The sequence below is a fragment of the Shewanella japonica genome (assembly GCF_002075795.1).
GTDB classification, from domain to species: Bacteria; Pseudomonadota; Gammaproteobacteria; order Enterobacterales; family Shewanellaceae; genus Shewanella; species Shewanella japonica.
In genome coordinates, this window is the sequence record NZ_CP020472.1 from 1,382,158 (window position 1) to 1,402,403 (window position 20,246).

At 40.1% G+C, this 20,246-nt stretch carries 20 protein-coding genes; 15 read left to right on the forward strand and 5 right to left on the reverse strand.

What is annotated here, in order from left to right; genetic code table 11:
- Window positions 1–70: 70 nt before the first annotated feature.
- From SJ2017_RS05930 to SJ2017_RS05940, 3 genes are all read right to left on the reverse strand, one after another.
- On the reverse strand, window positions 71–694 hold the full coding sequence (locus tag SJ2017_RS05930; RefSeq protein WP_080915179.1) for a YceI family protein: 624 nt from the start codon (window positions 692–694) through the stop codon (window positions 71–73).
- Between the two features lie 8 nt (window positions 695–702).
- Window positions 703–1,935 (reverse strand): DUF418 domain-containing protein, encoded by a 1,233-nt coding sequence (locus SJ2017_RS05935; RefSeq protein ID WP_080915180.1) that lies wholly within the window; start codon window positions 1,933–1,935, stop codon window positions 703–705.
- A gap of 86 nt (window positions 1,936–2,021) precedes the next feature.
- Window positions 2,022–2,495: a hotdog fold domain-containing protein gene (locus SJ2017_RS05940; RefSeq protein ID WP_080915181.1), complete on the reverse strand. Its 474-nt coding sequence runs from the start codon at window positions 2,493–2,495 to the stop codon at window positions 2,022–2,024.
- Window positions 2,496–2,802: 307 nt separating this feature from the next.
- Between SJ2017_RS05940 and SJ2017_RS05945 the strand changes: the two genes are divergently transcribed.
- The 13 genes from SJ2017_RS05945 to SJ2017_RS06005 all read left to right on the forward strand — a co-directional run bounded on the left by SJ2017_RS05945 (window position 2,803) and on the right by SJ2017_RS06005 (window position 16,115).
- Window positions 2,803–3,723: a polyprenyl-phosphate transporter gene (locus tag SJ2017_RS05945; protein ID WP_080915182.1), complete on the forward strand. Its 921-nt coding sequence runs from the start codon at window positions 2,803–2,805 to the stop codon at window positions 3,721–3,723.
- A 177-nt stretch (window positions 3,724–3,900) separates the two neighbouring features.
- Window positions 3,901–4,860: a YbgA family protein gene (locus tag SJ2017_RS05950; protein WP_372037444.1), complete on the forward strand. Its 960-nt coding sequence runs from the start codon at window positions 3,901–3,903 to the stop codon at window positions 4,858–4,860.
- A gap of 51 nt (window positions 4,861–4,911) precedes the next feature.
- Window positions 4,912–6,378 (forward strand): deoxyribodipyrimidine photo-lyase, encoded by a 1,467-nt coding sequence (gene phrB, locus SJ2017_RS05955; protein ID WP_080915184.1) that lies wholly within the window; start codon window positions 4,912–4,914, stop codon window positions 6,376–6,378.
- Window positions 6,379–6,637: 259 nt separating this feature from the next.
- On the forward strand, window positions 6,638–7,849 hold the full coding sequence (locus SJ2017_RS05960) for an NnrS family protein (RefSeq protein WP_065109009.1): 1,212 nt from the start codon (window positions 6,638–6,640) through the stop codon (window positions 7,847–7,849).
- 96 nt (window positions 7,850–7,945) lie between these two features.
- Window positions 7,946–9,301, forward strand: coding sequence for an ammonia-forming cytochrome c nitrite reductase subunit c552 (locus SJ2017_RS05965; RefSeq protein WP_080917413.1), 1,356 nt, complete (start codon window positions 7,946–7,948; stop codon window positions 9,299–9,301).
- Between the two features lie 341 nt (window positions 9,302–9,642).
- A complete protein-coding gene (locus SJ2017_RS05970) occupies window positions 9,643–10,086 on the forward strand; it encodes a nuclear transport factor 2 family protein (RefSeq protein ID WP_055024364.1) in 444 nt (147 codons plus the stop codon).
- Window positions 10,083–10,847, forward strand: coding sequence for an SDR family NAD(P)-dependent oxidoreductase (locus SJ2017_RS05975; protein ID WP_080915185.1), 765 nt, complete (start codon window positions 10,083–10,085; stop codon window positions 10,845–10,847). The genes SJ2017_RS05970 and SJ2017_RS05975 overlap by 4 nt, the downstream gene beginning before the upstream one ends.
- 75 nt (window positions 10,848–10,922) lie before the next feature.
- Window positions 10,923–12,191 carry an NAD(P)/FAD-dependent oxidoreductase gene (locus tag SJ2017_RS05980; RefSeq protein ID WP_055024264.1) on the forward strand — a complete coding sequence of 423 codons (1,269 nt, stop codon included), beginning with the start codon at window positions 10,923–10,925 and terminating at the stop codon, window positions 12,189–12,191.
- The gene (locus SJ2017_RS05985; protein ID WP_080915186.1) at window positions 12,188–13,000 is read left to right on the forward strand and encodes a DUF1365 domain-containing protein; all 813 of its coding nucleotides are present in this window, start codon (window positions 12,188–12,190) and stop codon (window positions 12,998–13,000) included. Before SJ2017_RS05980 ends, SJ2017_RS05985 begins: the two co-directional genes overlap by 4 nt.
- 77 nt (window positions 13,001–13,077) lie before the next feature.
- The gene (locus SJ2017_RS05990; RefSeq protein WP_080915187.1) at window positions 13,078–14,349 is read left to right on the forward strand and encodes an SAM-dependent methyltransferase; all 1,272 of its coding nucleotides are present in this window, start codon (window positions 13,078–13,080) and stop codon (window positions 14,347–14,349) included.
- 2 nt (window positions 14,350–14,351) lie between these two features.
- On the forward strand, window positions 14,352–14,882 hold the full coding sequence (locus SJ2017_RS05995; protein ID WP_080915188.1) for a DUF2878 domain-containing protein: 531 nt from the start codon (window positions 14,352–14,354) through the stop codon (window positions 14,880–14,882).
- A 13-nt stretch (window positions 14,883–14,895) separates the two neighbouring features.
- Window positions 14,896–15,570, forward strand: a complete 675-nt coding sequence (locus tag SJ2017_RS06000; protein WP_080915189.1) for a chalcone isomerase family protein — start codon at window positions 14,896–14,898, stop codon at window positions 15,568–15,570.
- Window positions 15,570–16,115, forward strand: a complete 546-nt coding sequence (locus SJ2017_RS06005; RefSeq protein ID WP_080915190.1) for a DUF3833 domain-containing protein — start codon at window positions 15,570–15,572, stop codon at window positions 16,113–16,115. The genes SJ2017_RS06000 and SJ2017_RS06005 overlap by 1 nt, the downstream gene beginning before the upstream one ends.
- A gap of 118 nt (window positions 16,116–16,233) precedes the next feature.
- On the opposite strand, the gene SJ2017_RS06010 is transcribed toward SJ2017_RS06005, so the two are convergent.
- Entirely contained in the window at window positions 16,234–16,578 is a 345-nt protein-coding gene (locus SJ2017_RS06010; protein WP_080915191.1) for a DUF3634 family protein, read from the reverse strand.
- 286 nt (window positions 16,579–16,864) lie between these two features.
- Between SJ2017_RS06010 and SJ2017_RS06015 the strand changes: the two genes are divergently transcribed.
- Both SJ2017_RS06015 and SJ2017_RS06020 read left to right on the forward strand, forming a co-directional pair.
- The gene (locus tag SJ2017_RS06015; RefSeq protein WP_080915192.1) at window positions 16,865–18,316 is read left to right on the forward strand and encodes an NAD-dependent succinate-semialdehyde dehydrogenase; all 1,452 of its coding nucleotides are present in this window, start codon (window positions 16,865–16,867) and stop codon (window positions 18,314–18,316) included.
- 179 nt (window positions 18,317–18,495) lie between these two features.
- A complete protein-coding gene (locus SJ2017_RS06020) occupies window positions 18,496–19,239 on the forward strand; it encodes a DUF599 domain-containing protein (protein ID WP_080915193.1) in 744 nt (247 codons plus the stop codon).
- Window positions 19,240–19,291: 52 nt separating this feature from the next.
- Here the strand turns inward: SJ2017_RS06020 and SJ2017_RS06025 are convergent, their stop codons facing one another.
- Window positions 19,292–20,242: a helix-turn-helix domain-containing protein gene (locus SJ2017_RS06025; RefSeq protein ID WP_080915194.1), complete on the reverse strand. Its 951-nt coding sequence runs from the start codon at window positions 20,240–20,242 to the stop codon at window positions 19,292–19,294.
- Window positions 20,243–20,246: the final 4 nt, after the last annotated feature.

Below are 20,246 nucleotides of genomic sequence, written 5' to 3' on the forward strand. Positions count from 1 at the left end.
AATAAGGGGTACTTTACATAAGGGATGCCATAAAAGGGCTATTTTAAACAAGAGCCGCTTTAAGCAAGAACTATTTTAAAAATTCAGCATAAATTTCTAAATCTATTTCATCACCGACAATCGGTATATAACTGCTCATGTTAAAGTCAGAACGCTTAATGCGACCTATGGCACTAAACCCTACAGTGTACTTACCTGTCATCCAATTATCTGCGCCGCCATGAAAAGTTGCTTTGAATGTGACGGGTTGAGTGACCCCTTTAAGCGTTAAGTTACCTGTAAAATTAAATTGGCTCTCAGATATTGGGGTGACTGTATGGCTTGCAAATACCGCTTGAGGAAATGTTTTAGAATCAAACCAAGTGGATTCTTGTAGGGTCTCAGCTAAGTCTGGATTGTTGATATCAACAGATTGTATATCGACTACGGCGGTTAAGCTCGCTGCGGCCATATTGTCTGGGTCAAAAGTCAGTTCAGCATCAAACTGATTAAAACGCCCCACATAAGTCGATAAACCAAGATGCTGAATTTTAAATAGCAACGCGGCATGATTCTTATCGAGTTGATATTCACCGCGCTGCAGTGCAACCAGTTCAGATTTAACATTGGGAGCCACCCAGCTGACGCAGCTTGATAACATCAATATTGCGCCGATTGAGCACACAAGCGACTTGTTAATAATCCATTTATTCATAAGGTAGCTCACTGTGAGGTCATCTTGTTTTGACTATGGCGAACTCGATTTCGCCATAATGCTTCTAATGGCCCTTGCTTGAAGAACCGCAAATACAATGGGCCAAACACTAGCTGTAATCCAATGATTATCCCAGCAATAAAGACGTAATCAATTCTATTCATTATCAAATGTAATTCAGGTGCATAGTATTGAATAATATAGCGAAATAATATCACGCCAATAACGGATTGGATAATGTAACAACTCAAGGCTAGTTTACCGACATCTTGCAAACGACTTAATGCATGTGGACTGTTTTTGCACAGGTTAACGATCAAATGGATATAAATCATCGCCATGGGAATGGCACTTATTATCACTGTGGCTGCGGAGAGCTCTTTTGGCACCGGATTAGATGAAAAACCCAATAAAGTATCAATAACAGAGAATATAATGGTCCACGTAATGCATTTTAGTAACGTGACTCTATCTAACCCGTGTTCAAATATTCCTTGCCTGTAAAGTGCCATTCCCCACATCATCAAGCCGCCAATAAACCAAACGAGTGTAAAGGGCGTTATGATAAGCATGAATCCCACTTGAATAAGCTGCAATATTACGGTGTTGAGATAGCCAGCTGACCATTCTTGTAATTGCTCAAGGTGCAGTTCGGAGCCCCGAAAGTAAAGATCATCTTCAATTGTTAAACTAAACAAAGCGACTAAAATGAGTGAAAGAGCAACAAATTGAGTTGCGCGCTTTTTGAGTATTTCGAGATCGCTATTGATATATTTAAGCGCTAAAAAAGCGCTGATACCGTAAGTTAATAATATATCGCCAGCCCAAATAAATACGCCGTGCATTAGCCCAATTAACATAAGCCATGAGAGGCGTTTTTTCATTAATGGGTAAGCAGGTAGACTTTGCGATTCATAGCGCTGAAATTGCACCAATAAACCTGCACCAAATAAGATGGAAAGAAGGCTTAAAAATCGGCCTTCCAGAAATACATTACTAACTACCTCTATGAATATATCCATCTTTGGCTGTATTAAATGCGGGGCATAACCGTAAAAACTATCATTCATAAAAAATATATTCATGAATAAGATGCCAAGAATAGCTAATCCCCTTAAGGCGTCTATATTATGGTTACGGTTTCCATGGCTTTCGTTGATGGTATTGACTTGATTTGGGCCAGTATTGGTGACGCTGGTAGGCGTACTAATATGAGCTGCAGAATCCATTTCGCTATTCATATTGTTTTTGTGTGGTGATCGATGATTAAAAGCCTAACAGTCACTGAATCAAAAAGATAGCAACAGCTAGGCTGTAATAGAAAGGCTTATTTTTGTGGTTTTTCAGAGATCCACAATTTAATTGTGCCGCGAACAACCACATTAGCATCGGTGTCATAGGCATTGACAGGAACCAGTAAGTCACCAACTTGCCATTGTTCGGGTGTGACTTCTGCAACACATAAAATATCACTGCCTGCCTTGGCGGTATAATCGACTGTCATTCCTTTTGGGATCCAGCGTAGGTGCTTAGGTATCGATGCTTCGGCCATCACACCCATTGCCATTTCTAAGCCATTACAAATAGCAATCACATGTACAGTTTTAATATGATTGTGCACCGCTTTGCGCTTTTTGATTAAACAAGCACAGCGATTGACTTTTAGTTCAGTAACGAGAGGCTTTACCGTGGCAAAATAGGGAGCCATACGTGACACCATAATCGAGAAAATTTTATTCCCGAATGGGTATTTGGTTACTTTGTTATATAAAGCTAATACATGGTTAGGCTTGTTGCTCATATCGATCCTTCTCTTATTAGAATTATTTTAACATCTGGTCTGATGAGTTGGTTTGGGTTAGTTTAACATCCTTGTAACGCCTTGCACATATGCCAATGAAATTGAAAAAAGATTAATGACAGAGATTAGAGAATATCGAGGTATAATTTATTTAAATTAATGATGAGGTTTGAGAGCTTTACTCATAGGCCTAGGTCATAGGACGCATCAAGAACATCATACAAGGTACCACTGAGTCAAAGCGCATGTTTTGACAAGGTAATGCAATTTTAAATAATTAAATTCAGCGTTTTATTAAGGATTAGCTTTGCAGCAACTATTAAACTTTTTCAAAGGAATGGCGATGGGCGCCGCGGATGTTGTACCGGGCGTATCAGGCGGCACGATTGCGTTTATCACAGGGATTTTAGATCCACTTTTAGACGGTATTCGAAAGATCAATCCGTCTTTGTTTGGAGTGATAAAACAACAAGGTATCAAAGCGGCTTTTTTACATATTAACGGTCCATTTCTAGTCGCTGTTTTTGGCGGTATTCTGACCAGTATTTTTACACTGGCTAAGCTCATCTCATGGTTACTGACAAATCATCCAATCCCTGTGTGGTCGTTCTTTTTTGGGCTTATTCTCTTTTCCGTTGTGCATATGCTCAAACAGGTGAGCAGGATTAATTTGATACGTTGTATTTTGTTTGTACTCGGTGTGGCGTTCGCCTGGTTTATCACCGTACTTAACCCTATTGAACTTGATGTCAGTTACCTTACCTTTTTCTTTGCAGGCTGCATTGCCATTTGCGCCATGATTTTACCTGGGATCTCAGGTAGTTTTATTTTATTACTTCTAGGACTTTATCCTGCGGTATTAGCGGCAGCTAAAAGCTTTGATGTGCTTATGCTTGCGTGTTTTGCATTAGGCTGTGTGGCAGGTTTATTGAGCTTTAGCCACGTATTGTCTGCCATGTTACGTAAGTTTCATGATGAGACATTGCTATTTTTAACTGGATTGATGCTGGGCACCTTAGGGAAAATCTGGCCATGGAAAGAAGTACTAACTTGGCGTGAAAATTCGAAAGGTGAGCAAGTCCCTCTAACTGAGCAAAATTTATCACCAATGCAGTTTGAGCTGTTAACTGGGGAGTCGTCACAACTGCTTGCCGCTATTGCCTGTTTATTGGTCGGTATTGGACTGGTGTGGGGCTTGGAAAAATTTGGTAAGCATTCTGCTAAGTAGGCAGACTAATATTGAGAATTGGCCGTAATGGGCTAATTCTCGCTAATGTTACTTTGAGAATAAATTAATTTTACTTTTTATTATAATTTAATGAGTTAAAGACTAATATTTAAAGACACAAGTGATCTCAATAGCATGACATGACGTAATGCTTATTAAGCCACAAGGAGTTGTATCGTGAACAAAGAAATCTTTAACCCTGAAAAAATTCAAATTGGTATTAGCAGCTGCCTATTAGGTCAAAAAGTGCGTTTTGATGGCGGCCATAAAAATTCTAACTATTGTAATATCGATCTAGCCCCATTTTTTGACTACATCAGTGTATGTCCTGAAATGGCGATTGGAATGGGGGCTCCACGAAAAAGTATACGTCAAGAGCGTGATGGCGATAAAATCTTCGTCAAAAGTGCAGACGGTTCAATTGATGTTACTGATAAATTAAACGAATACAGCGAAAAACGAGTTGGCGAGCTCGATTTTATTGGCGGATATATTCTCTGCGCTAAATCACCGACTTGCGGTATGGAACGTGTTATCGAATATAAATACGGCACCAATAACGGGACTAAAAGTGGCGTGGGTGTTTTTGCCAAAAAGCTGATGGACAAATATCCTCATCTTCCAGTCGAAGAAGAAGGGCGTTTACATGACCCTTTACTCAAAGAAAACTTCATTACTCGTGTTTATGCATATCATGAATGGCATTGTTTACAGGCTGAAGGTTGGACAAAGCACAAACTGATGCAGTTTCATGCTCGTTACAAGTATTTACTCATGGCGCATAGCCCACAATGGTATCGAGATTTAGGTCCAATATTAGCCAACATAGAAGATCTAAATGAGTCAGCTCAAACTTATTTTGAAGGGTTTATGACGGCGCTGAAACTTATCGCGTCACGAAAAAATCACACCAGCACACTGCAGCATATTCAAGGATACTTTAAAAAACATCTGTCAAAAGAGCAAAAGCAAGAGTTGAGCGAATCAATTATGAAGTACCGTGAAGGTGTGTTGCCTTTGTTGGTACCAATAACCCTGATTAACCATTACTTACGTGAGTACCCAACGCCATACATTGAAGGCCAGGTGTACCTAAATCCTCATCCTGAGGCATTACGACTACGTTACGCCTACTAAATTTATCTCACTGATAATATTAATAATTGTTCCTATTGAGATAGAGGCTTAATGATGAAAACACTCATTTGGTTTAGGCAAGACTTGCGTCTTGCTGACAACCTAGCGCTTTGTGAAGCATTTGCTTACGCGAAATCTGCGTTGTCAAGTCCAATAAAAGCGAACAACGAACAAGTCGAAGCCTTGTACGTTGTCAGCACAGAGCAGTGGCGCCGCCATGATGTTGCTCCTATTCAAATTGATTTTATTGAACGACATGTCAATATTTTAGCCAAAGGGTTAGCAACACTTGGGGTTAAACTTCACGTAGTGCACCTTCCTTTATTTGATGATGTTGTTGAGTGGATGCCATCGTTTTTGGCGCAACATCAAATAGAAAAAGTGTTTGCGACTCAAGAACCCGAAATTAATGAACGTCAACGTGATGAGAAGCTGCTTAAATTAAGACTTCCAATTGATTTTGTGGCTCAAGATTGCATTGTTAACGCTGGTTGCGTGAACAACCTATCAGGGCAAATGTATAAAGTTTTTACTCCCTTTTCTAAAAAGTGGCGTGAGATTACTGCAAGTATGGCTATAGCACCGCTTGCTGTTCCGAAACCAATTGCTGCGGCCTTACCCGAGCCAAGTGCAATTGTCTTTGATGCAGAAAAAAAGTCGAGTCATCTTTGGCGTGCTGGAGAAGGAGAGGCGAAACGCATTTTAGAGCAATTTTGCTCGCAGAGTATTCAAGATTACCAATTAGAGCGAGATTTCCCTGCTTTAGACAGTACCAGTAAATTATCCCCCTATTTAGCGATTGGAGTGATTAGTGCTAAGCAGTGTTTAGCCTCTGCCCTTAATCGATTTCCTGAAGCGCTGGTGGACGACACCAGTCCTGCGAAAACTTGGATTAATGAACTGGCATGGCGTGAGTTTTATCGTCATTTATTAGTGGCTTTTCCAAGGCTATCAAAAGAAAAAAGCTTTAATGAGAAAGGAGATTCCGTTCAATGGCGGAATAACATTGAAGAGTTTTCTGCTTGGTGTGAAGGACGAACAGGTTACCCGATTGTTGATGCTGCCATGAGGCAACTTAATCAAACTGGTTGGATGCATAATCGATTAAGAATGGTGGTAGCAAGTTTTTTAACCAAGCACTTACTTGTAGATTGGCGGTGGGGAGAGCGCTATTTTAGACAACATTTAATTGATGGTGATTTAGCCGCGAATAATGGTGGTTGGCAATGGTCGGCAGGAACAGGTTGCGATGCACAACCTTATTTTAGAGTGTTTAACCCGATGAATCAAAGCAGTAAGTTCGATCCCGATGCGAGTTTTATTAAACACTATGTACCTGAATTGAAAGATGCGCTGCTAAAAACAATTCACCAACCTACCTTTACTAAAGACACTCAAATGTTTGATGATTTGTTTAGTGATAAGCAAGCCAAGTCAGTGAACTATCCTTCGCCTATTGTTGAGCACAGCTTTGCACGCAAGCGAGCTATAGAAGTATTAAGTTCGCTAAAGCGTTAATGCCTTATCTAATTTTGATCAATACAAGCCACTTTTAAGTGGCTTTTTTTGTTAACACTGCCTTTTCAAATCTAACTTAAACCGAAGTCATCAAGATAGTTCATTGCCTTTATTTGCGAGAGATCACAGTTTCAACTAGGTTAGTAACACTGACCATTTTTAATGATTGCTGGAATAGAATTAACAACATACAATAAACATATATTTTAAATGCATCTTTAAAGTGGTTCCTCACGTTAAGTTCAAAGGTTTGAATATCATGCTAAATATTGACGATCCGGCAGAAACTGAAAAAACCGCAGCAATATGGCGATTAGCATTTAGGCCTTTTTTCTTAGGCGGTGCGGCGTTAGCTATGCTTTATATTCCATTGTGGTTAATGGGTTGGTACATTCCCGAATACAGTTTGTTTAATAGTCAATTTTGGTCAAATGTATTGCCTTTATGGTGGCATCCACATGAACTGTTATTTGGCTTTGCAATGGCTATCGTGTGCGGTTTTTTACTGACGGCAGTACAAACTTGGACTAATCAACCTAGCTTGAAAGGGCCTATGTTGGCTTTAACATTTACCAGTTGGTTTTTAGCCAGACTATTGTTGTTATTGCCTTTTGATATTCCACTATTTTTACCTGCTTTTTTTGATAGCGTGTTTTTAGGCATTGCTGCCTTCACCATGTGGCGGAATGTTTATCGTGTGAAGCAATGGCAAAATATTGGTTTTTCTATCATGCTTACAGTGGCGCTTGTGGTTAATCTTGTGAGTTATTACGCATTACAAGAACGTAATTTCATTTTAGCTAATCAAATTTGGCAAGGAATGTTATTTTGGCTGGCTTTGTTGATTACGATAGTAGGTGGTCGAGTCATTCCTTTTTTCACGGCGATGAGAGTAAAGCTGCCAAAAGCTGAACCAATTTTTGCCATTGAGAAAAGCTTACTTGTGTTAATGATTGCGCTTGTTATACAAGCCATTTTTAAAATCTTTCCAATAGCGGTTGAGCAAGTGCTATTGCTAAGTGCTGGCGTATTGCACTTAGTGAGAATCAGCCGCTGGTTACCGCACAAAACAGTGAAAGAGCCAATGCTATGGTCGTTACATCTATCGTATCTATCCTTGCCTATTTCATTGTTGGGTTTAGGTTGGTTTATCAATGATGAATTTGCCTATCGGAGTTTATTGCACCTTTTTGCCATTGGCTGTTTAGCTTCATTGTGTTTATCAATGATTTCAAGGGTGTCACTTGGACATACCAGCAGAAATATTTATCAAGGTCCAAACATGGTATTAGCATTTGCGTGCCTACCTATTGCAGCTTTATTTCGAGCGGTGATGCCGTTACTTATGCCGGCTAATACACAGGTTTGGTTATGGATTGCGGGTGGCTTTTGGTTTACGGCCTTTGCGCTATTCGTTTGGCATTATAGTCCTATTTTATCTCGTCCAAGAATTGATGGACGACCTGGTTAATAGCCTGATGAGCTATGACATTTTATTACGTTGGAAGGAAAAACTGTGAATAAGCAATTAGCTTTGTTTAAACAAAATAACAGCAAGGTGTTGGGGATGACTAAAAAGTGTGTAGCGAGTTTTGTTGCTGTATTGGGCTTAGCTTCATGCTTCGCAGCAAGCGCCAAAACAGATATCAATCAAACTAAGTTTCCTGACCAATATAAAACTTGGGCCGAAACAGAAGAGCAAACAGAGCGAGAAGATATGTTAGCAAGTTACCCTGCTAACATTATCTTATGGGCAGGCTCTTCATTTGCCAAAGAGTATCACAGTCCCCGTGGGCACCAATTTGCGGTTGCAGATGTCACCCACACATTACGCACTGGCGTGCCACCTAAGGAAGGTGAAAAAGGCACGTCAGCAAGCTGTTGGACATGTAAAACACCTGATGCACCTCGTTTAATTAAAGAGATGGGGTTTGAAGGGTATTCAGCGTCTAACTTTACTGACTTAGGTACGGAGATTAATAGTGTTGTTTACTGTACTGATTGTCATGTAGATGGCAGTGCTGAACTCGCACTACCTCGTCCGCATGCTCAAAACGCAATGAGCAAAACAGGTATTCCTTTTGAAAAACAAGATGCATCAATGCAAGGGGCACAAGTATGTGGTCAATGTCATGTGACTTACTACTTCCAACCTGAAAAAAGTAACGTCGTTAACATGCCATGGATTTTTGGCAGTGATACTGACAACATTTTAAAATACTACGACACTCGCCGATTTTATGAGTGGATCCATCCTATTTCTAAAACGCCGATACTCAAGGCGCGTCACCCTGAGTTTGAACACTGGAGCCGCAGTAAACATGCAGAGGCGAATGTGACTTGTATTACTTGCCACATGCCAGTTGAAGAAAATGCAAAAGGTGAAGAGTTTACCAACCATAAAGTTGATAAAGCATTACCGCACTTTGATAAGACATGTATAGCGTGCCATGAAAGCAAAGAAGCGATCACAGCCCAACTTGATGCTGATAAGCATGAAATTGAAGCTATGGCTCGTGAGGTTGAAGGCTTGTTAGTGAAAGCCCATTATGAAGCGAAAGCAGCTTGGGATGCTGGTGCTAATTGGGAGCAAATGAATAGTGCGATTATGTCTATTAGGCATGGTCAATGGCACTGGGACTTTGCGATGGCTTCACACGGTTTATATGCCCATAACCCAGACGAAGGCCGTATGCTACTGAGCCGAGCAACATCTCAAGCTAAAATGGCAAGAGCGGTACTTGCACAAGTATTAGCAGGTCTTAAAGTGGACAAGGTTGAGTATCCGGATATTAGCTCGAAAGAGTCAGCACATGCCGCTGTGGGAATTAATGAAGCTAAACTAAGTGAAGCTAAACAAATGTTTATTAAAGATGAAGTTGAAAAGCATTGGAACCCAATCGCGGTAAGAGGCTATCAATAAGCTGTTCAGTCAATTTTGGCAAGCTGGTGAATCAATACTAAGTTGATCATTTAGCTGAATAGCATTAGTAAAAAGCACCTAGGGTAACCTAGGTGCTTTTTTTTGATCTTTAGAAGCTAATCCAACGTACTTAAGGGTATATAAAATATTTAGGTTTTGTTTGATTATTTTTAAGACAAATCCAGTAACTAAGCTTATTATCAATAGATAACTATTCGTTTTAATTGCTTTTTGTTTACTGTACTTCAGCTTTTAAAAATTAAACATGATGTTTAGTGAAATGGTTCAAGGAGAGTTAAATGCACAGTAGCACTAATACCGTTAGTGAGTTACCTGAGCCGATGAATTTCGATACGCCTGTTCAGGCGCAAATTGTTGATGACTTCATTAACATGTATCAACAGCTCAATAAGAATACTTTGCACCTTCTGAATCAGGTCTACAGTGAGAATATCGTGTTTCAAGATCCACTACATAAAGTAGAAGGATTAGCTGATCTGACCCAATACTTTGCGAACATGTATGCCAATGTTGAGGCTATCAACTTTGATATACAGCAAGTAAGTGCCTCTGCAAGCCAAGCTTCAGTTTTTTGGATCATGACTTACCAGCATTCTAAGCTGAATCATGGCCAGCCTATTAATGTTGAAGGCATGAGCCATCTGCAATTCACAGATAAAATCTATTCTCACCGTGATTACTTCGATCTTGGCCAGATGCTATATGAACCCATTCCACTATTGGGAAAATTGATTCGGATGGTTAAGTCTAGGGCATCGTCATGAAAACCAATACAGCTAAACAGGAAGCGATTTTAATCACAGGTGCAAGTTCTGGTATTGGGCTTGCGTTAGCACGTCATTATATTGAGCTGGGATACCATGTGTTTGCGTGTGGTAGAAATGAGCAATCGCTCAACACCATTGGCGGTGCATATCCGTTAGTGTTTGATATCAATGATAAATATCAAATAGAACAAGCATCAATGCAACTTAGCACTATGCTGAATAATAAAGGATTAACGCTAACAACCGTTGTTCTCAATGCGGGGAGTTGTGAGTATATCGATAATCCGCTTCAATTTGATGGCGCTTTATTTGAAAGAGTGATTAACACTAATCTGATTGCAATGGGGTATTGTTTACAGTTTTTTTTACCACTTATTGCTGCTCATGGCCGTATCGGTTTAATGAGCTCAAGTGCGACCTATTTACCTTTCCCTCGTGCGGAAGCTTACGGCGCGTCAAAAGCCGCTGTCAATTACCTTGCAAGTAGCTTGCGGTTAGATTTAACGCAACACGATATTGGAGTCAGTGTGATATGCCCAGGCTTTGTATCAACGCCACTAACAGATAAAAACGATTTTTCGATGCCGATGAAAATCTCTGCGCAACAAGCGGCTATTGATATTTTTAGTGGGTTGAAAAAAGGTCGTGATGAGATTCATTTCCCTAAACGTTTTACCTATATATTGAAATGTTTAGCTTGTTTACCTTCGGGATTGATTAACAATTTACTTGCGCCTAAAGCGCAGAAGCACTCTTAAAATGGTTAAAACTGAGATTTTGACCTCTAGAACAGTATAAATGGTCTAAAACAATAATAATCATAAAGGATTAATATGAAAAAAATTGCAGTGGTTGGATCAGGTATTTCAGGGTTAACATGTGCTCATTTACTCAGTCAATTACATGAAGTGACTGTATTTGAAGCGAATGACTATATCGGTGGGCACACGGCAACAATTGATGTCGAGGTGGGAGGGAAACCTTACGCTATTGATAGTGGTTTTATTGTATTTAATGACCGTACTTATCCAAGATTTCAGAAATTAATGGCACGATTAGATGTAAAGTCTTTGCCTACAGAAATGAGTTTCAGCGTTCAAAACACCCAAACAGGTTTAGAGTACAATGGCCACACGCTTTGGAGCATGTTTGCTCAGCGTCGTAACTTATTAAAACCTGATTTTTATCGATTTCTAGCTGAAATCGTTAAGTTTAATAATCAATGTAAAGCCATTTATGATGCAGAAGACTATCAAATTGACACGTTAGGCGAGTTTTTAGATAGCCAAGGGTTTTCTGATTTTTTCAGTGAACACTACATTTTACCAATGGGCGCCGCCATTTGGTCTGCCAGCATTAACGATATGCGTGCCTTTTCGTTACGATTTTTCATTCGATTCTTCCATCACCACGGATTGTTGAATATCAGCGATCGTCCGCAGTGGTATGTACTTGAAGGTGGCTCTCGTAGTTATATTCCTGCACTTATTGAACCATTCAAACAGCGCTTGTTTCTCAATTCTCCGGTAACGTCAATTGAGCGTAAGCATGATGGGGTCAATATAAAAATTAACGATGGAGAAGTGCAGTACTTCGATGAAGTCATATTGGCTTGTCACAGTGACCAAGCGCTAGCTATGCTAACTGACGCTTCTGAAGATGAGCGTCAAGTTCTGGGGGCGATGGCTTATCAAGATAATGAAGTTGTATTACACACCGATGTTAACCTATTGCCAAAGCGAAAAGCAGCATGGGCAAGCTGGAATTATCGTTTACAAGGGGTTGATGCGAGTGATATTGCGAATAAACCCGCCAGTGTGACTTACAATATGAACATATTGCAGCGTCTTCCTAAAGATGCCCCCACCTTTTGTGTCACCTTAAATCAAACTCATTTGATTGATGAGAGTAAAATTCTTCGCAAATTTAACTATGCTCATCCGGTATTTAATGAAGCGAGTATGGCAGCTCAAAAAGAGCGAAGCCGAATTTGTGGCGTGCGTCATACTCATTTTGCTGGTGCATATTGGTATAACGGCTTTCACGAAGATGGTGTGCGCAGTGGCTTAGATGTATGTAATAACTTCGGTATTAGCCTATGACATCAGTGGTAGAGTCTGACAAATTCCATAGTGGTATTTACCAAGGCGAGGTAAGCCACAGACGGTTTACGCCTAAATCTCATTCTTTTGAATATGAGATGGCTTTGATGGCAATAGATTTAGATGAGGTTAACCAACTAGAAAAAGTCAGTAAAATTTTTGGTTTATCGAAATGGAGTTTGCTGAAGTTTAATCCAAGTGATTATTTAAACAATCTTACTAGCCAATTTTCTAATGAAGCAGTGATTGAATTAATGGTAGATTGTGATGTTATGTCTCCTGAGGCCGGCTTAAAGCATCGAGTGCTTTGGACCATTACACAGTTGGGGGCAAGCACTCAATGTGACTCGGTTATCTTTGCTGGGCAAATCAGGCATTTTGGCTTTTACTTCAGTCCTGTTAACTTTTACTTTTGCTATCAAGACGGCAAACCTATCTATATGCTCGCAGAGGTGAGTAATACACCATGGGATGAGCGACATTGTTATTTAGTGGACCTGCAGGATACACAACACACTGATAAAGTGTTCCATGTTTCGCCTTTTCTTGATCTTGATATGCATTATCAATGGAAAATTACCCCACCCAGTAAGCGACTTAACGTCACGATTCAAAACCGAGATGACGCTAATAACAAACTATTTGATGCGAGTCTTTACTTAAAGCGTCGAACATTTACTGCCGCAAACATTCGCAAGATGTTGATAGGGTTTCCTATTATGACAGTGAAAATAATGTGGGGTATTTATTGGCAAGCTTTAAAACTGTTTGTAAAGCGGATCCCGTTTGTGGTTCACCCGCAAACTTAAATTAAACCAAATGACAACTTGTTACGTATATCAACATCATAATGATAAACAGATTAACGTAGGACGCGGAGAGTGATATGGAAAATACAGCAACAGGTGCCAACTTAGCTCAAGCAACTATTTCCGAAGGTTTTGCCAAGAAAATTTTATTAAAAGCATTAACGCACCTTTCTGATGGCTATCTAACGATTGTGAGCTCCGATGATCAAGCTAGCGCAGAACAAAGTGTGAGTTTTGGCAATTTTGATTCAGATTTACATGCCACTATCCAAGTCTCTCATCCTAGTTTTTACAAGCAAATTATTTGGGGTGGTTCAATTGGCGCTGGTGAAGCCTACATCCAAGGGCATTGGTCTAGTCCAGACTTGACTAAAGTGGTTCAATTGTTTGCTCGAAACCTTGCACTTTTAGACAATATTGAGCGCTACTTTTCATGGTTTAGTGTTGGTGTTAATCGCATCAAACACGTATTCAACCGTAACTCTACATCAGGCTCTAAGCGTAATATTCTAGCGCATTATGACCTAGGTAATGCAATGTATGAGCAATTTCTGGATAAAGAAATGCTCTATTCAAGTGCGTTATATCCGCATAACAGCGCCAGCCTAGAAGAAGCGCAACTACACAAATTGCACACCATTTGTGAGCGATTGGATTTAAAATCTGGCCAAACATTGCTTGAAGTGGGAACGGGTTGGGGAGCGTTAGCGATTTACGCAGCGAAACACTTTGATGTCAATGTCACCACAACCACAATTTCAGACGCTCAGTATGAATACGCAGCTAACAGAGTCGAGCAAGAAGGCTTGAGTGATCGTATTACGTTACTTAAACAAGATTATCGATTATTGACAGGTGAATATGACCGGGTTGTATCGATAGAAATGATTGAAGCTGTGGGTCATGAGTATTTACCGAGCTTCTTTAAGAAGCTTGAAACCTTATTAAAGCCTGAAGGAAGAATGCTTATTCAGGCTATTACTATTGCCGATCAGCGCTATGACAGCTACCGAAAAGGTGTTGATTTTATTCAACGTTACATATTCCCTGGTGGCTGTTTACCATCAGTAAGTGAAATGGACAAACATGTTGCAAAACAAACCGATATGGTTGTTTGGTCAATTGATGACATGGGGAAAGATTACGCACAAACATTACTTCACTGGCATCAACGTTTTGATCACGCGCAGCAAAAAGTTAAACAGCTTGGATACGGTGAAGACTTTATTCGTATGTGGAAGTTTTATCTAAGTTATTGCGAAGGTGGCTTTTTAGAGCGCACGACTAGTGCGGTGCATTTGGTGGCTGTTCGTCCCAAGTATCGTACTGCTTTAGCAAGCGGTGCTTAACAATGAAAAGCCATACTAACATTATTAATGCTTGTGCATTTCAGGTTATTTGGTGGGCCGGTGTATTAGCCGGAAACCAATTAATTGTCATACCCGCATTGTTAATCGTATGGCATTTTGTGGTGAGTCAGCAAAAGAAGTGGGACCTTAAGGTTATGCTGGTAAGCGCCTTAGCGGGCTGTTTAGTCGACTCATTGCTGACGGTATTTGGAATATTTGAGTTCGCTTCATTCCCTATTTGGTTAGGGCTACTTTGGGCATATTTTGCTATCTCATTAAATTACAGTCTGGCACTGTTTAACCATTTGCCCGTTGCTATTCAAGCACTGCTAGGTGGCGTGTTTGGCAGCTTAAGTTATATCGGTGGTGCTAACCTTGGGGCAGTGACCCTACCTCAAGGAACTGCTACAACGGCGATTGTATTGTTTGTAATTTGGTTTGTGTTGTTTCCATCTTTTTTGCATCTAGCAAAATCTATCGGTCTAAAGCAAGCCAAACACTATTCAAATAACGTCTTTAATCAGCTGTCATAAAGGAGGAAGGAGCATGAAACTATATAGTAGAACGGCAATGTTAACGTCATCAATAACGACAAAAAAACGTTGGTTAGCCAGTTTTAATATTAAACATGATACTAAGAGTTCTTTGCGAACAATCGCTGCTATTTTATGCCTGACTCTGAGCCCATTTTCTTCAGCAGCAGTTACCGCTGACTTTGAAGCTGCAACGACAGCTATAACAGTTCAAGAATCAATGCCTGCGACTAAACAAGATACTAATGAATCAAGTGTGTTGAAAATGGTAGGGCAGGCAGATATGGACTTACTGTGGTTTTCTATTTATAGCGCAAAATTGATGTCTGTAGATGGAGAATACCAACAAGACCAATTTCCGCTAAAGCTTGAGATTGAATATCACCGCGATATTGATGCTGAAGATTTAATTGAAGCGACGGTCGACCAATGGCTGCACATAGGTATCGACAGTGAAGAAATTGTGCGATTGCAACAGCAGATCGAACAAGCATGGCCAGATGTTAAGGAAGGCGATAGATTAAGTTTTATGATGCACAGCCAAGATAGAGGCCAGTTTTACTTCAATGAGCAAGCATTACCAATTATTCAAGAACCGGGTTTTGCTGCCGCATTTTTGGATATTTGGCTTTCGGAGCAAACCAGTAGACCAGAACTTAGACAGCAATTAATTGGAGCCAATAAATAATGACTCAACTAAATAGAATAAAGTCATTTTGCATAGCAACCTTGGCAGTTTTATCTTTAATGTCTTGCTCATCGGCTTCAATCGAGGATTACGATAAAACTACTCCTGTATTGGACTTGCAGCAGTTTTTTGCTGGTAAATTGACAGCTGCCGGCATTGTTCAGGATTTTTCAGGCACTGTGACCCGTAAATTTGCAGTCTCGATGGATGCTAGCTGGCAAGATAATCAAGGTATTATTGACGAGCGATTTATTTATGATGATGGGGAAAAACAAACCCGAATTTGGCATATTACCGATTTAGGTAATGGCCAATATGAAGGAAAGGCTAACGATATTTTAGGTATTGCTACAGGTGAAGCGAAGGGCAGTGCGTTACGTTGGGCTTATGACATGAATTTGATTGTAGATGAGTCAGAATATGAAGTGCACTTTGATGACTGGATGTTCTTAGTGGATGAAAATACTATTATTAACAAAAGCGATATTATTAAGTTTGGGGTAACAGTTGCCCAAGTGACTTTGGTTATTCAAAAGCAACCATAGTTATTAAAAGAGTTATTTAAAAGAGTTATTAAAAAGCTAGCTAACAGTCTAAAATATCTATAGTAGATTGAGCAAAACTAAGGTTATTAAGAAGACAATAACCTTAGCAGTATCGCAATTAGCCTTTTAATTTTGAATTATCAGGCTGTTTTTTATCGTAATATTCAAATGGAAACACATTTCTAATTCGTTGGGTTGACTTATCTGATACGTTGGCAGATACGTGTAATCTGACATCACCTTGCTTTTCAGCACGTACTGTACAAGTTAACTTTTCAGCTTTTGCTATGGCTTTACATTCTCTTGAGAAACGTTCAGGTATTTTGCCCGAATGTTTATTCAGTTTCCCTTCTTTGAAATGCATTTCAAATATTGTTAGTCCACGAGAACCTGAAAAAATAAGTTTGTAAGCAATGACAAAAAAAACTAATACAAAGAGGACTTTAAAACCCGTTTCAAGCATATATCGATCCTTTTAATTTCAATCCTTTAAAGACACACTATCAATAATAAAGATACTCCGCTGATATAAGATTGCAATCCATTTAGGGCATTAATACGTTGGATGACGGTTAGATCACATCGCTGAAGCACGACATTTTAAGCATCACTGAATACACAATTGATCTTGGGTCGTTATGTCTATGAAACTTAGTTACTATTAACTTATTCGAGTAAGCCATCCCAATTATTGATGAGTCAGTTTTTGAGTGTTGGTTAGGTACTTATTTTCGTTAAAAGGTCATGCTATGCACCGAGTTCAAGATGCCTCTCTTTTTCGTCAACAAGCTTATGTTAATGGTCAATGGATTGATGGGGATTTAGGTTTCACTCAAGATGTAATCAATCCCGCTACCAATGAGCTTGTTGCCTGTGTGCCACAACTTAGTGAATCACAAGTTCATTCTGCGATTAGCGCAGCGCAGCAGGCATTAGCCCCTTGGCAAGCGTTAACGGCTAAAGCACGCCAACAAATACTGCTCAAGTGGCATCAGCTTATACTGCAGCATAGTGACGACCTTGCCAGGATTATGACGTTAGAGCAGGGAAAACCCCTCGCGGAAGCTCAAGCTGAAGTGAATTATGGCGCATCATTTATTGAGTGGTTTGCTGAGGAAGCAAAGCGAGTCTATGGAGAGACAATTCCGGGGCACCAAGCAGACAAACGCATAACCGTCATAAAGCAAGCCGTAGGTGTGACCGCGGCTATTACGCCATGGAACTTCCCCTTAGCAATGATTACTCGCAAAGCTGCACCTGCATTAGCCGCAGGCTGCAGCATGATTGTCAAACCTGCACCACAAACGCCATTAACTGCGCTTGCCCTAGCCGAGCTTGCTCATAGGGCAGGAATTCCTAACGGGGTGTTTAATGTGGTTATCGGAGAGGCAAAGAAAGTAGGTCAAATCTTGTGTGAAAGCCATCAGGTAAGAAAGTTATCTTTTACTGGCTCAACAGCCGTGGGGGTTAAATTAATGCAACAATGTGCTCCCACAGTAAAAAAGTTATCACTAGAGCTTGGCGGCAATGCGCCTTTTATTGTGTTCAATGATGCAGATATTGAAGCTGCTGTAACTGGGGCGATTCAAGCTAAGTTTAGAAATGCTGGGCAAACATGCGTTTGTGCAAACCGTATCTATGTGCAATCAGGGATCATAAAACAGTTTACTTCGAAGTTCGTCAAAGCGGTTACAGCGCTTAATGTAGGCGATGGCTTTGATGTAGAGACTGATATTGGACCGCTGATAAACCAAGATGCCGTTGATAAAGCCAAATCGCACATTGCTAATGCCTTATCATTTAATGGCAAAGTTTTAGTTGGTGGTCAGCCACTTACAGACTCTGGTCACTTTTTTGCTCCCACAGTGATAAGCAATTGCCAGCAAAACATGTTAGTAGCAAAAGAAGAAACCTTTGGACCCATCGCCCCTATTTTTGAGTTTGATGATGAAGCACAAGTGATAGAAATGGCTAATGATACAGATTTTGGTTTAGCTGCATATTTTTATGCAAACGATATTAGTTTAGTTTATCGGGTTTCAGAGGCGTTAGAGTTTGGCATGGTTGGGGTTAATACAGGGCTTATTTCAACTGAAGTTGCTCCGTTTGGTGGGATTAAGTCTTCTGGTATTGGTCGAGAGGGATCCAGACACGGTTTGGACGAGTACCTTGAAATGAAGTATGTTTGCGTTTCAATATAAAGCGTTTCTCTTTTTATCGAGCGTTTAGCGTTACATGCAGTCGCGCGTTTACAGCAAATAGATTGAATACGTAACACTAACCGCTCAATTAACCGAATAATGTTTTATTAATAAAGCGGTTTAAGCGTTAGAGAATGTGATGCATAATTAAACACATCACCAATAACCAATTGAGAGCGATGCTTTTTTCTTTATTCGATATTTTAGCGCTTGTCTGTTTCTTCCTTTGTTGGGTGGGATACACCATTTTTGCTCGAAAAAAAGCAAAAAATACTAACTGTATTGCTCGATGCTTACACCAACACCGAATTCATTGGATGGCAGAGGTTATGACCAAGGAGATCCGCGTAGGTGAAGCGTCTTTATTGGCCAATTTAGAACGAAATATCGCATTTTTTGCCTCGACAACCTTACTGGTCTTAGCAGGTGTGTTAACGCTGTTTGCGCAAGTAGAGCGACTTGAAGACGTCATTAGCTCGATACCATTTGCTGCAGAGCCCAATCATGCATTAGTGCAAGTTAAGCTCGCTTTGCTTGCGGGTATTTTTGTATTAGCTTTTTTTCAATTTACTTGGTCAATGCGTCAATATGGCTTTTTGAATGTGATGATAGGCGCAGCACCTATAGACCCAACAGGTCAAAATAAAAATTTAGCAGCCTATTCCCGACAAATGGCCACTGTAGGTGATCAGGCTGCTCATTCCTATAATTATGGTCTACGCTCTTATTATTTCTCAATGGCGGCGCTGTGTTGGTTCTGGAACCCTATGCTATTGATTGTGGCGAGCTTGCTGGTGGTATATACCCTTTATCAACGAGAGTTTAAGTCTAGAGCGGTCAGAGCCATTACCGCAGCGCAAACACATCTAGAGGTGGCTAAATCATTGAAAGAAAAACAGCGCCAAACTAAGTTAACAGGCTAATCTTGATAATGCTTAATATTCTTTATAGCCATTGTTTTGCGACGGTTTGTACCTAAATAAAATTACGAGTTAAATTGAGGAACAGGCTACTGGAAATTAATTCTTGTCTATTCAGTTTATAGGAAACAAAGCTGCGGCGTTTTCCTTGATACTTTGCGCCTTGCATTTTTTCTGTCAAGGTTTCACCTAAAGAAACAACTTCACCGCTTAAAAAGTCCATTAACTTAACGCCGATATCAGAGCGAGCTTTGTAGCCAAAAGCAATGTTGGTTTCAGTCTTTGCCAATGTAACGAGTAATTGTGAAAGAAAATCTTCAGTAACGTGCTTACCTCCTAAATAAGTACTTAACATATAAAGGCAGCCTGGCAGCTCTTTATCGACTAAGTGTTCGGGTGTTAACTGATTATCTTTAAGAGAGTTATCGGATAGTTTTGCAAAGGTATTTTCACTGACTTTTACGATAAAGATATGCCCAGCAAGTATTCCATTAACTAAATAAAAAGACACTTCGGTTGAATCTTTTTCGGCCAAAGCTTTTATAAAGTCTTGAGTCCAGAACTCGCGACCTTTGGTCAAGTTAGAGTGATAGTTGGCTATCCAGCCATACATTTGTTCAGCCTCATCAGCTTGCTTACAAAGCTTGTCGAAACTGACTGTGTCTTGTGAGATATAAGGGTGGGCTCCCATTACATGGTTATAATGGAATTGCTGTTCGATCATTTTATTAAAGCTATCTAAAGAAGGAAGTTGTTTTAACTCAAAAGCTGCGTCGCACAATAAATGCTGAGGTTGATCGTTAAAATACTCTATTAGTGCCACTTGTCTTCTAAGGTTAGGGCTTATCTTGGCTCGTTCCCAACGGCTGATTGTGAGCGCATCGACATTCTCAAACAAAGAGTCGTACTCTGCTAGTTTTAAAGCAAGAGACTCCTGTGAATCTCCAGCCTCGTTGCGTCGCTGCAAGATATATTCTGCAATATCGCTAAAACTCTGAACAGTCATCGCA